This is a genomic window from Chitinibacter sp. FCG-7 (genome assembly GCF_040047665.1).
Lineage (GTDB): Bacteria > Pseudomonadota > Gammaproteobacteria > Burkholderiales > Chitinibacteraceae > Chitinibacter > Chitinibacter mangrovi.
In genome coordinates, this window is sequence record NZ_CP157355.1 from 1,910,945 (window position 1) to 1,923,580 (window position 12,636).

Here is a 12,636-nt window from a genome sequence, read left to right on the forward strand (position 1 = left end):
CTGATCTGACAATGCTTACAGCTTGATACTAACAGGTGTATGCGGAGCGCCACGCGGCACTCCGCCGCGCCAGGGTCGCAAGCAGGCCCCGGCGCGAATGGCCTTATTTCAGGCTCACACCGTAGAAGGAGTTCAGACCAAACGGGCTGATCTTGAAGCCTTGTACTTCCTTGCGCATCGGCTGATACACCGTCGAGTGCGCCAGTGTGGTCCATGGCAGCTCGCGTTTGAAAATCAGCTGGGCTTTTTCATACAGCTTCACGCGTTCGGCCTGATTGGTGGTGGCGCGGCCAGTGGTGATCAGATCGTCAAATTCCTTATTGCACCAGCGCGCGTAGTTATTGCCGCCAACTGCTTCGCAGCCCAGATTCACGCCCAGCCAGTTATCAGGATCGCCATTGTCGCCAGTCCAGCCGATCAGCAGCGTGTCAGCTTCGCCCGCTTTGGCGCGCTTGATGTACTCGCCCCATTCGTAAGTGACAATCTTGGCCTTGATGCCGATTTTTGACCAGTCGTTCTGGATCATTTCGGCCATCAGCTTGGCGTTCGGGTTATACGGGCGTTGCACCGGCATCGCCCACAAAGTTACTTCGGTGCCCTCGGCCACGCCGGCTTTTTTCAGCAGCGCTTTGGCCTTGGCCAGATCGAGTGACGCATCTTTCAGGTTTTTATTGTAAGACCACTGGGTGGGGGGCATCGGGTTGGTCGCAACCTGGCCTGCGCCCTGGAAAACGGCGTCAATGATTGATTTTTTATTGATCGCCATATCGAGCGCCTGGCGAACTTCCAGCTTGTCGAATGGTTTGCGCGTCACGTTATAGCTTAGCCAGCCGGTATTAAAGCCTGCCTGACTCGGCACAACGAGTTTGGGATTGGTTTGCATGGCTTTCAGATCGGCCGGTTTCGGGTAGGCCATTACATGGCATTCACCTTTTTGTAGCTTCTGATAGCGCACCGACGCATCGGTGGTGATGGCGAAAATCAGCTTATCGAGCTTCACATCACCCTTGCGCCAGTATTCCTTGTTCGCGTCGTAGCGGATATTGGCGTCTTTCTGGTAAGACTTGAAAACAAAGGGGCCAGTGCCGATAGGCTGGGTGTTGAGCTGCTGCGCTTTGCCCGCTTTGAGCAGGCCTTCGGCGTATTCGGCCGAATGAATCGAGGCAAACGACATCGCCAGATTTTGCAGGAAGGCAGCGTCAACTGTTTTCAGTTTCAGGCGCACAGTGTACGGGTCTACTTTTTCAATCCCGATCAGATTGGTGTCCAGCGCCATATCGGACGCGTAGGGGAAATCGGTCGGTGCGGCTTTATTAAAAGGGAAATTCTTGTCGGTAAAGCGCTTGAACGAGAACACGACGTCATCGGCGTTAAAGTCGCGCGTTGGCTTGAAATACGGCGTGGTGTGAAATTTCACGCCTTTGCGCAGCGAGAAGGTGTAGCTCAGATTGTCGGCGCTAACGGTCCATTTTTCGGCCAGACCGGGGCGAATCTGTGTCGAGCCGGGAGAAAACTCGACCAGACGATTGAAAATGGTTTCGGCTGAGGCATCAAAATCGGTGCCGGTAACATGGCGAGCCGGATCAAAACCGGACGGGCTGCCTTCCGAGCAATAAATCAAAGTACCGGCCGCACTGGCGGTGCCGCTGATCAGTGCAATGGCACTGGCGATGACGACGCGACGCATTTTCAAGGTCATAGTATTTCTCCACAGGAGTGACTGACACTCTTACATTGATGGGACAGGTGAATCGTAGTCTGACGCCCGGCAATCTGACATTCGGACTATCCCGCACGAATCATGAGCTTATGATTCAAGTCAATATTGCGAAACGGGGATGTTGAAGCGGCGGTGCTGAGCGGATTTTTCCGCGTCGCGGAGGAGGGCGTGAGCAGGCCAGCCGAGGTGAAGGCCAGGATCATCGCAACGGCGCTGCTGCCCGCGCACCGTTGCGATTGGCTAGGAAATATTTCGCGTTGAGTTTAAAGGGTATTGCTCTGTAGCTGTTTTATAGGCTGATCTACAGGGCTATACCCTGGTTTAGTTGAGAATCAACGTCGCCGTGCGGCCATGGCCGTGGGTTAGCACCGGACGCGCTTCGCTGCTCATGATGGTGCGGCCGTTTTGCCGCAATTTGGCACTGACCAGATAGCGGTGTTTAGGGTTGATGGCCGCCGGATCAAAGCGCAATACCACCGCTTTGGGCGTGCCTTTTTCCAGAATCTGGCTGTGTCGGGCGACAACTTCACCGGCCTTGCTACTATCCAGATTACGCAGCTCAAGCACCTGTTCGCTGCCGGGCCGCAACGCACGATCAAGCCAGTGCACATTCACCGAGACGGTTTCTACGGCCTGATTGATGACCACCCCATACATCGAAAAGCTTTGGGTCAGCTCTTCGCTACTGAGGCGTAGTGCGGCAAATTGCTGCGCGGCAGCGCTGCCCGGCTCGAATGGATGATCGCCCGCCAATTGGGCGAAATAAGTACGCTGGCCATCCGTGCCCAGCAGCAGGGTATTGGCCGGTAGCTGGCCGACTGGTCGCTGGCTGGCGGGGAAAACCAGCAGATTGAGCAAGCGCGCGCTGGTGCCGTTTTCAGTTTGAAAATGGTATTCCAGCTGATGCGTGGCCGTGTTGCCCTCGTATTGAATGGCCGGGTCAATATCGCTGCCAGCCTGCGCTGTGAGTTTCACATCCTGAGCCAGCCAGCGCTCTGGCGGCACGAACACAATACCGCTAGACGCATCGCGCACCGGCGTCAGCGGCTCGCTATCACGGCTGGCGGTGCAATCGCTCGCCAGCGCTGTTTCGCCCTGCAGCAGCATGGCCTGAGCACCCTTGATCCACACGGTATAGTCGCCATTGCTGTATTTGCTGCCCGAGGCGCTGATAACTTGCGTCAGCGTCATGCGCGTCAGGCCATTCACCGGTTGATACAGGCCGCGCTGTACTTGAACCTGATCCTGGCCAAGACTGCGAACCTGAAAAATATCGCCACTGCCACAGCGGAAAGTGACGTTGTAAGTGGTTTGCGCCAGCGCCAGCGAACTGAGCAGGCTGGTGGCGAGCAAAATCCATCTGTTCATGGTGGAGTCCTGTGGGTGAATTGAAATTAAAACCGGGCTTCGCCGGTAAAAGTGCTGGGCGCGCATGGAGCCTGCATCAGGCTGCGCGGCACTTGCAGCACCATCACCAGCTTGCGGATGGGCTCGCTACGTTGCAGGACCAGCTCGCTGATTTCCATCGCCTGCTCATCGCCCAGACCGCTGGCAATAATGCCCATTGAATCCACCAGCAAGGTTTGCTTTTCCAGCGTCAGGATGTCGGGCGTGGCGGCCAGCTCGGTGATGAATAATTCGCACAAGGCATCCGGGCTGCGCGCTTCGTTGCACTGTTGCAGCTGCCCGGTGAGCGAATTGATGCGGCTTTGCTGATGGGCATATTCAGGCGTGTGCGCCTGTGCCATCCGTAGCATGGTGCGGGCATTGAGCAATTCGGCATCAAGCTGCGCTTTATCCTGCTCCAGTGTTGCAATGCGCAGGCTGGCTTGCATTGCGATCAGCTCCAGAATCCGGCGCGGGCCGGAGGCGAGCAGGCTGGTGAGCGAGTCGGCAGTGGCGTTGACACGATAATTGCTAAATTGCAAAACCTGCTGTGGTACATCCTGCCGGATTTGCCCGCCTTCTTCGACCATGCCGTAACGCATTTTTTGCCGCGAATCTGCGGTAAAAATAATGTAGCAGGTGTCGATAAAGGGGTTCTGGGCAAACCAGTTTTGCAGCAGCGGATTTTGCCCGATCAGCTCGCCCATCCGGGACGGGGTGGCAAACAGCAGTTGCAAGATACGCTCCTGCCGCCAGCTCGGTACATCGAGCGCCAGCGGCTCCGGCCATTGGGCCGTAAAGCGTGCTGCATGATCCTGCGCCCAGCGCACATAAGGCGAGAGGCGGCTCTGGTATTTGCGCGCCAGCTTGATGGCCGGGCTGGCGATCTCGGTTAATGCATCGACCAGCTCGGGGTCGGCACCTGGGGGCGGAGCGGTTCTATTAAATAGACTTTTTAAAGTATCAAACATGGTTAGGGGTTTTTGGCGTAAAGCGTCGCCTCATCGGGTGGTGTTAGTTGGCGTACGACCTGTGCTGGGTTGCCAACGGCCAGCGAGCACGCCGGAATATCGCGGCTCACCACACTGCCTGCGCCAATCACGCTATGGTCGCCAATCGTTACACCGGGGCAGATAATCGCGTTGGCACCGATCCAGACATTGGCGCCAATCGTGATCGGTTTGGCCCAGAATGCCCATTGCTGGCGCTCGGTAGGGTCTACCGGGTGGGTGGCAGTCTGGATTTGCACATTCGGGCTGATCAAGGTGTGGTGACCAATACTAATCGGCGCTGCAGCAGCGATTTCAACATTGACATTGATAAACGCCTTGCGGCCGATGCTGATCAGCTGACCACGGACAATCTTGAGCGGCCCGTTGATGGTCACTTCATCGGCCTGGGCAAAAATCTGTTTGAGCAACGCCGCTTTTTCTTCGCTTTGATCGTATCCCAACTGATTGTACTGGCGGATCAGTATCCGCTCTTGCGTTAAGTCATCGTGTCCAATTTCATCAAAAGCAAATTTGCGGATATTGTCCGACATTGATACGCCCCAATATTAGTGATGTCTGATTTAGAGTATACTTCTTGCTTTGCAGTATAAGCCACCTATCATTGTAAGGATTGGTGATTTTTAACGCCGGGGAGCGGGTAAAGCGATGAAGACTTGGGGTGTAAAGGCTCGGTTAATGGCAGGATTTGGCCTGGTTCTGGTCTTGCTGCTGGTAGTTACACTCGCCGCTTTGATGAGTCTGGGCACCATCAAAGGCAAGATTGGCGAGCTGGTTGGCGAGCGTTATCCCGCCGCCGTCGCGGCCAATGAGCTGGTGATGGTGGCGTATGAAACCGATTTGCTGTTCCGTAATGCCGCCTTGGCTGAAGATTACGAAGGCATGGATACCGAGCTGAAAAAGCTCGACGAGCAATTGCAGCGTGAAAATGCGCTGTTAGCCAAGCTTAAAGCGATGCCAATGGACGCGCAATCGAAAGCGTTGATGGACGAAGTGGGGCGTGTTCACGAGACGATTGCTAAACAGAAAGTGACTTTGGTCAGCCAGTTCCAGCTTGATCGCACCACCGGTGCAACCTTTATCAACAACACCTATGCGCCGGTAAGCAATGCCTACCGTGATGCTGTGCTCAAGCTGGTTCGCCATCAGGGCTCGGTGATGGAAGACGGCAAACAGCAGGTGGCCAGTGGCACGACTGCGGCGCTGAGCGTGATCTCCATCGTGGCGGTGCTGGCCATTATTACGGGTCTGGTGCTGGCTCTGCTGATTGCCAATCAGGTGATTCGCTCGCTGCTTGCCGCCAGCAATGTGGCAGAAAAAATTGCTGCCGGAGATTTGACCCACGATTGGCGCGGGCAGACTATTGGCAAGGATGAAATCGGCCTGCTGCTGTCATCGCTGAAAAAAATGCAGGAAAATCTGACGCAAATTATCGGCCAGATTCGTGATAATTCGCACGATGTCGCCAACGCTGCCCGTACTCTAAGCCATGCATCGCAGCAGATTCATAGCGGAACCGATTCGCAATCGTCGTCGGCGAGCAATATGGCTGCAGCCGTTGAACAGATGAGCGTCAGCATGGATCAGGTGGCGCATAACTCGGTTGATGTCGAGCAAAAAGCGCGTGATGCCGGCCAACTGGCACAGGTTGGCAGCGGCGATGTGGGGGCTGCTGTACGGGAAATGCAGGCCATTTCCGGTGAAGTGAATAGCGCCGCACAGCAAATTACCGAGCTGGGGCGCAATATCGAAGAAATCGGCAGCATTGTGGTCGTCATCAAGGACGTGGCCGACCAAACCAATTTGCTGGCGTTGAATGCGGCGATTGAAGCGGCACGTGCTGGTGATATGGGGCGCGGCTTTGCCGTGGTGGCCGATGAAGTGCGCAAACTGGCCGAGCGAACCGCCCAGTCGGCATCACAAATCACCGCGATGGTCAGCTCGATACAGGGTAGCGCTCAGGATGCAGTAGTCCGCATGAGCAATGGCAGCCGCCGGGTCGGCGAAGGGCTGAATCTAGCGAATCAGGCCAGCGACAGTATTGGCAAGATCAATGCCAGCAGCAGCAATGTGGTTGAATCGGTCTTCGGCATTTCCGAGCAAGTGCAGGAGCAAAGAATGGCGGCACGCGATATTGCCGTCAATGTGGAGCAAATCGCCCAGATGGCCGAAGAAAACTCGGTGGCTGTGCGCAATATGGTTGATTCAATCAGCCAGCTTGAATCGATGTCCAGCCAGCTCTCGCAAACGGTGCAACGCTTCAAGGTGCGCTAAGAAAGATCAGGACACCATGGTCTGGGCGGCCTCGGTGTCCGGATTGGGCTGATTAGAGTTAGCGATACTGGCTGATTGATTCGGCCACTCGTTCCAGTGGCAGTACATCGCGCGTGGCGCCTATGCTTAAAGCTTCTTTGGGCATGCCAAAGACCACGCAGCTCGATTCGTTCTGGGCAAAAGTCTTGGCTCCCACATCCAGCATTTCGCGCAATCCGCGCGCGCCATCGTCGCCCATTCCGGTCAAAATATAGCCAACTCCATTGCGGCCTGCCGCGCAGGCTACCGAACGGAACAGCACATCAACCGATGGCCTGTGGCGGCTCACTAATGGGCCTGCCATTACTTCGACAAAATATTGCATGCCGCTTCGGCGCAAGAGCATGTGCTTTCCACCCGGGGCGATCAAGGCCAGACCGGGTTCTATCCGGTCGTTGTTGCGGGCCTCGCGAACTTCAATTTCGCACAGGCTATTGAGCCGCGCGGCAAAGCTGCCGGTAAATTTCTCCGGCATATGCTGCACAATCACAATACCGGCACATGTCTTTTTCAGCTTGGGCAAAATGGCTTCCAAAGCCTGAGTACCGCCAGTTGAGGTGCCAATCGCAATAACTTTGGCAGTGGCGGGGATTCTATCGAGCGGATTTGGCGGTTTTAAAATGGCGTCGGCATTCAGCTTGGGCGCGCCCATTCTTTCCTGAATGCTTGACTGGGTGGCGTTCATTCCGGCGCTGCTGGCCGCTGGCCGGGCGCTGCCAGTGCTCAAGCTATGACTGGCAAAGCTGTTCATCGTCATCATGCCTCCGTCATGCCGGGCAGTAAAGCACCGGCATGATTGTTGGTTGATGGTGACGATGGCTGAAACATTCTTTCTCCTTGGCAAACAGCTTGCCTATTTACCGTGATAGCAGACCCTAGCCTTTCTTGCCAACGATCCAGACCCCCGCCAATACAATCGCCGCACCCAGCCATTGTAGTGCGCCCAGTGTTTCACCCAGAATACTGACGCTAAAAATAATCGTCAGTACCGGCCCAAAACTGCCTATCAAAGCTGTGCGTCCTCCGCCGATACGCTGCATGGCCGCCGTTGTGGCATAGACGGGCAAAATGGTCGAGAACACCGCGATCAAACCGGCATAAGCCCAGACCTCGGGTGTTTGTACCAGCGTGCCGATTGGGCGGGTCAATACAAAATGCAGCAGCATGGCGAGGCTGGACACCGTGAGCCCCAGTTCGGTAAAACGCATTGACCCAACTTGGGTGATGAGTTTGGGGCTTAAAGTCATATACAAGGCAAAGCTCAGGGTGCTGGCCAGAACAAACAGAATGCCAATCCAGTCGGAGCGGGCATGCGCCAGATCAGGCAACAAGACCAATGCAATGCCCAGATAGGTTAAAGGCATGGCCAGCAGCACGCGTTTTGAAATGCTTTGTCCCAGTAAAACGGCGCCAAACACAATGGTAAAGGTTGGATAGAGGCACAAAATCAGCCGTTCCAGGCTGGCGCTAACGGTTTCCAGCCCGATGAAGTCCAGAATGCTGGAAAGGTAATAGCCCAGAATGCCCAGCCCGACAATGCCCCATTTTTGTGCGCGGCTGAGTGGCTCGGCTGGGGCGGCCCGATAAAAGCGGATCAGTTGCAGCGCCGAGCCCGCCAGGATCATGCGCAAGGTGACCAGAGTGACGGCATCCACGCCGTAGCGGTAGGCCAGTTTGGCGAAAATGGCCTTGGCAGCAAAGCCAGTTGAAGCCAGAAAAGCCAGAGCAACGCCGATCTGATAGGGGCTGAAACGCGAGGTAATGTGCTTAAACATAGGACTACTCCCGGGTAATGCGGAAACTATCCGGGGAGGGATCGCCTGCCGCGGGATGGTTTTCCGCGGTAACGATGCCAAAACAGGCGAACGCTAGCGCGCAGGCGCGACTAGCAGCCACGCAGCAGCGTGGGCATGGAGGGCGATCAAATAGGTGTAATGGGTTTTGATGGCTTTCATGGCTTGATCATGCCTTCATCGTCTGTAAGCCGTCAACCCGGCACGCTGTAACCAGATGTTCTGGCTCAATTTGCGCCAATCTGTGTTTGCCGCTGCCCGCCAAAACCGCCAGAATAAAGCTGGACCTTGGGGGGTGGGCATGCAGGTATTGAAAGATTTTTCGTTCTCGGCGCTGGTCGCGGGCTTTGTGACGGTGCTGGTGGGTTTTACCAGCTCGGCGGTGATTGTGTTTCAGGCCGCGCAAGCGCTGCACGCCACGCCAGCGCAAACAGCGTCGTGGATGTGGGCACTGGGGCTGGCGATGGGGTTAACGTGTATTGGGCTGTCGCTACGCTATCGCGTTCCGGTGGTCACCGCATGGTCAACGCCGGGCGCGGCGATGCTGGTGACCAGCGTTGCCGGCATCAGCATGCCCGAAGCGATAGGCGCGTTTATGTTGTCGGGCGCGTTGATTGTGCTGGTGGGGATCACGGGCTGGTTTGAACGTGCGATGCAGCGCATTCCGCTGGCCTTGGCCTCAGCGATGCTGGCTGGTGTTTTGCTGCGCTTTGGCTTTGGTGCATTTACCGCTTTGCAAAGCCAGCTCTGGCTGGCGATCAGCATGATTGCTACGTATCTCATCTTGCGTCGCTGGCAGCCACGCTACGCCATCGTAGGGGTATTGCTCGTTGGTACTATATTAGCCGCGTCGCAGGGGCAATTACATCTGGGGAGTATTGCATTCGAGCTGGCGATGCCGGTGTGGACGACGCCGACATTCAGTTGGCAAAGCGTCGCCAGCGTCGCCTTGCCGCTGTTTATGGTGACGATGGCGTCGCAAAATGTGCCCGGTGTCACCGTACTGCACGCCAACGGCTATCGCCCGCCGATTTCGCCGATGATTAGCTGGACCGGTTTAACGACGATGGTGCTGGCACCATTTGGTGCTTTTGCGATCAATCTGGCGGCGATCACCGCCGCGATCTGCATGGGCAAAGACGCACACGAAGACGCCGCCAAACGCTATGTCGCAGCGGTGGCCGCCGGGGTGTTTTACGTGCTGATCGGCGTATTCGGCGCGACGGTTGCCGCGCTGTTTGCCGCTTTTCCCAAAGAATTGGTCATGGTCGTCGCCGGTCTGGCGCTGCTTAATATCATCGGTAATGGGCTGGCGCTGGCAGTGCGCGAAGAAGCACATCGCGAAGCGGCGATCATCACCTTTGTCGTCACCGCTTCGGGTGTGACGCTATTCGGGATTGGCTCGGCGTTCTGGGGTTTGGTGGCGGGTGGTGTGGCGACGCTGGTGCTGCGTAAATCCTGAGCATCTGCTGTTTATCCCCCTTTGATAAAGGGGGGACGACTGCGTTTGGCGATTCAGTGATGATTTAAACCGCCTCACCCCGACGTACCGCATCAATCAGCTGCCACGCCACGCTGTAGCTGCTTGGCAAATCGGGCAGCGCGGCCAGCTTGAACCAGCGCGCGTCTTCGATTTCGCCTTCCTGGCAGATGATTTCGCCCGACTCGTAGTCGGCAATAAAGGCCAGCATCAAGGAATGCGGAAAGGCCCAACTTTGGCTGCCAAACCAGCGCAGGTTTTTAATCCGCACGCCGACTTCTTCGAGCACCTCGCGGTGCGCGCATTGCTCCAGACTCTCTCCGGGCTCGACAAAACCGGCCACGGCGCTATACATGCCCGCGCGAAAGTGCGGCGAGCGTGCAAGTAGCAGCTCGTCTTCGCGCCGGATTAGTACCATCACCGCGGGTGAAATGCGTGGCCAGACGCGATGGCCGCAGCTGCTGCATTCACACGCCGCCTCGTGCGCCAAAGGCCGGTTCGGCGCGCCGCACACGCCGCAAAAGCGGTGCGTGTGATAAAACGTGGCAATCTGGCTGGCGCGCCCGGCCAGCAGCCATAATGCTTCGCCAATCAGTGCATGGCTGGCGCGTAGCTCCAGCGCTTGCAATGTGTCGGGCAAAGCCAGCTCGCGCCAGTACAGCAACTGGACGGTCCGCCCCTGATAATGGCCGATGACGAGCTGATAATCGGCGCTAGGCAGGTGCGCAATGTGCGCTGCACTCGCCAGGCCGCTTTGATCACATAGCAGGGTATTGCCATGCAGGGCAATCAAAATATCTTCTGCATGGATATGCTCTGGATGGGTATGTGCGGGAGTGAAATCGTTGGGCAGCATGGGCTCGGGCTTGAATGACGTTGAGCTATGAATTAGCAGGCTCTAGTGTAACGTGCACCTTGTGCGCACGCGAATTGATCTTTGATCTGGGAAGCGCGCGTGCCCTGTCTTGAATTTGTCTTGAAAATTAAATCTTTTTGTAATGTATGCCAACTAGAATCGCCAGCATATCCAAGCCCTGTGGGCCACATTCAGAGAGAAGACAAGATGAAACGCATTGCCCTGATCGCGACTTTGCTCGCCGCTGCTACCTTCAATACTGCCCAAGCTTCCGATGCTTGTGTTTGGGCTTGTCTGGCCATGAAAACCAAAGCGGCACTCGACGCTGACCCTGTTTTGAAGCCATTTGATATTCAGGTGAAGGCCACTGATACCTACGACGTGAAATTAAGCGGTTCGGTTGATGAAGGCGAGCAAATGGCGCAAGCTGGCATGATCGCCGAAGGCATCAAAGGCATTAAATTCGTGAATAACGACATCATGCCAAAAAACTGATTATCCGGTTTTTTGCCGCAAGCCAAACCCCGCAGTGCGGGGTTTTGTTATTTTCGGGTATCGTTATGGCCCAGTGCGCCAAGAGACGAGTTTCCTGCCGATGCAGCCGTGGTTTGTTTATCTATTGCGCTGCCGCGACGGCAGTCTGTACACCGGCGTAGCGGTCGATGTGGCCAAGCGCTTTGCCGCACATCAAGCGGGCAAAGGTGCCAAATACACCCGTGCCCACCCGCCCGAAGCCATTGTGCTGGTGCTGCCATGCGCCAACCGCAGCGTGGCGCTCAAGCTTGAATACGCCATCAAGCAGCTTAGCGTGGTGCAAAAACGGCGCTGGCTGGCCAGTGCGCCTACTCAGCTGGGTCAGCAGTTTTTGTGCAGTGCCGAGGGTATGTGGCTAGAAGTCAATTCCTGATTGATTTCCGGGAAGATACGTTGCCGTGTATTCTGCGCTTGCCTTGACTTCGCTTCAAATCAGCTTGAATGCGCTTCATGGCTTCTTTGCCCGCCGGGCTCAGGAATTTGGCTATCTTTGCATAGCTCAGAGTGATCCATTCATCGCAGAGCGGGTGGCTGATCGACGGCGAAAAAGTCAGCCCCTCTGCGCTGGGAAATACATGCCAATTGTATTGTGTGTTGGCCGTTTGATTGCATTCCTGCTCTGACAGTTGCGTCACGAGCAAATGGTGCAAGGCCTCTGTGAGGACAAGCGTATTTTCATCGGTGGTATCAATGGCCAGATGGTTGAGCCAGTGCCAGACATTCACCGGCTGGGATTGGCCGCGCTGGAAAGTTTGATACCGCTTGCTGTAATTCATGCTCGCCCCGCCACAATAGCCTCCGCTATGACTGGCAAGCACATACCAGTGCTGCGTGAGCAAAGGCAGCGATTGCGTCTGATACAAATCGCCTTTTCTGCCCAGATTGATGAGCGTATTGCGAAAGCAGTCGCTCTGTTCCCGCTGTAAGGCCTTCATCTGCGCCACCACTTCGGCTGTCAGGCTGGGTATTTGCCAAGGGTGCTCGCCAACAATAACTTGTTTGATTTCATTGGCTTCATCCGCTGGTTCGACGTCAATGCTCACGATCAGATAAGGTAATTGATCAAGGTGGGCAACACGGGTTTTGATGCCCGAATTTCGCTCCAATCCACTGTGAAATGCATCGCTCCAGCATGCGGCATTGCGTTCCCCATCGGCGACGACTTTTTTTAGGCGGATGGCTAGGCTGTTTTCTTTGTGACGCCAGGTGCCAAGCAGCTCATCGTCCGCGCTGACCGTCAGCTTGTCCCAGTATTGATCATCGTAGGTCTGCCAGCTGCTCACGGCTTGCGGTAATTCATCTTGCAAATCCAGGCTGATGGGGTCGAGTGTCGTGGCTGAATAAGCCAGCCCACGGACATGGTATTCATCGACTTGAAAGCAAGTCGTGATGGATTCATCGCCTATCTGTCCTCGCCAGACGCCTTCCCACTCCTGCGTGGCGGCGTGGCTGATGCTGACATTGACCAGAAAAAGCAAGGCAAGATAAGTGCGCATGGTGTGATCCGCAGCGAGGAGGGTGGATCACATCATGGCAAAGGCGGG

Annotated in this window: 12 protein-coding genes; 4 read left to right on the forward strand and 8 right to left on the reverse strand. The window is 56.0% G+C overall.

The window, feature by feature from the left end; all coding sequences use genetic code 11:
- Positions 1-103: 103 nt before the first annotated feature.
- The 4 genes from ABHF33_RS09060 to ABHF33_RS09075 form a co-directional block, all read right to left on the reverse strand.
- Positions 104-1,699 carry an ABC transporter substrate-binding protein gene (locus ABHF33_RS09060; RefSeq protein ID WP_348943662.1) on the reverse strand — a complete coding sequence of 532 codons (1,596 nt, stop codon included), beginning with the start codon at positions 1,697-1,699 and terminating at the stop codon, positions 104-106.
- Between the two features lie 342 nt (positions 1,700-2,041).
- A complete protein-coding gene (locus ABHF33_RS09065; protein WP_348943663.1) occupies positions 2,042-3,088 on the reverse strand; it encodes a YbaY family lipoprotein in 1,047 nt (348 codons plus the stop codon).
- A 26-nt stretch (positions 3,089-3,114) separates the two neighbouring features.
- On the reverse strand, positions 3,115-4,077 hold the full coding sequence (locus tag ABHF33_RS09070) for a hypothetical protein (protein ID WP_348943664.1): 963 nt from the start codon (positions 4,075-4,077) through the stop codon (positions 3,115-3,117).
- Between the two features lie 2 nt (positions 4,078-4,079).
- A complete protein-coding gene (locus tag ABHF33_RS09075; protein WP_348943665.1) occupies positions 4,080-4,649 on the reverse strand; it encodes a sugar O-acetyltransferase in 570 nt (189 codons plus the stop codon).
- 115 nt (positions 4,650-4,764) lie between these two features.
- On the opposite strand from ABHF33_RS09075, the gene ABHF33_RS09080 reads away from it, so the two are divergent.
- On the forward strand, positions 4,765-6,390 hold the full coding sequence (locus ABHF33_RS09080) for a methyl-accepting chemotaxis protein (RefSeq protein WP_348943666.1): 1,626 nt from the start codon (positions 4,765-4,767) through the stop codon (positions 6,388-6,390).
- Between the two features lie 58 nt (positions 6,391-6,448).
- Here the strand turns inward: ABHF33_RS09080 and ABHF33_RS09085 are convergent, their stop codons facing one another.
- Together ABHF33_RS09085 and ABHF33_RS09090 are read right to left on the reverse strand one after the other, a co-directional pair.
- Positions 6,449-7,189 carry a chemotaxis protein CheB gene (locus ABHF33_RS09085; RefSeq protein WP_348943667.1) on the reverse strand — a complete coding sequence of 247 codons (741 nt, stop codon included), beginning with the start codon at positions 7,187-7,189 and terminating at the stop codon, positions 6,449-6,451.
- Between the two features lie 115 nt (positions 7,190-7,304).
- Entirely contained in the window at positions 7,305-8,204 is a 900-nt protein-coding gene (locus tag ABHF33_RS09090; RefSeq protein WP_348943668.1) for a DMT family transporter, read from the reverse strand.
- 235 nt (positions 8,205-8,439) lie between these two features.
- Between ABHF33_RS09090 and ABHF33_RS09095 the strand changes: the two genes are divergently transcribed.
- Complete coding sequence (locus ABHF33_RS09095; protein ID WP_348943669.1) at positions 8,440-9,684, forward strand: benzoate/H(+) symporter BenE family transporter; 1,245 nt, start codon at positions 8,440-8,442, stop codon at positions 9,682-9,684.
- Positions 9,685-9,748: 64 nt separating this feature from the next.
- On the opposite strand, the gene nudC is transcribed toward ABHF33_RS09095, so the two are convergent.
- Positions 9,749-10,558, reverse strand: a complete 810-nt coding sequence (nudC, locus tag ABHF33_RS09100) for an NAD(+) diphosphatase (protein WP_348943670.1) — start codon at positions 10,556-10,558, stop codon at positions 9,749-9,751.
- Positions 10,559-10,765: 207 nt separating this feature from the next.
- On the opposite strand from nudC, the gene ABHF33_RS09105 reads away from it, so the two are divergent.
- Both ABHF33_RS09105 and ABHF33_RS09110 read left to right on the forward strand, forming a co-directional pair.
- A complete protein-coding gene (locus tag ABHF33_RS09105) occupies positions 10,766-11,053 on the forward strand; it encodes a BON domain-containing protein (RefSeq protein ID WP_348943671.1) in 288 nt (95 codons plus the stop codon).
- A gap of 100 nt (positions 11,054-11,153) precedes the next feature.
- Positions 11,154-11,465 (forward strand): GIY-YIG nuclease family protein, encoded by a 312-nt coding sequence (locus tag ABHF33_RS09110; RefSeq protein ID WP_348943672.1) that lies wholly within the window; start codon positions 11,154-11,156, stop codon positions 11,463-11,465.
- On the opposite strand, the gene ABHF33_RS09115 is transcribed toward ABHF33_RS09110, so the two are convergent.
- Complete coding sequence (locus ABHF33_RS09115; protein ID WP_348943673.1) at positions 11,455-12,588, reverse strand: hypothetical protein; 1,134 nt, start codon at positions 12,586-12,588, stop codon at positions 11,455-11,457. The two genes, ABHF33_RS09110 and ABHF33_RS09115, sit on opposite strands and share 11 nt — an antisense overlap.
- Positions 12,589-12,636 lie beyond the last annotated feature (48 nt).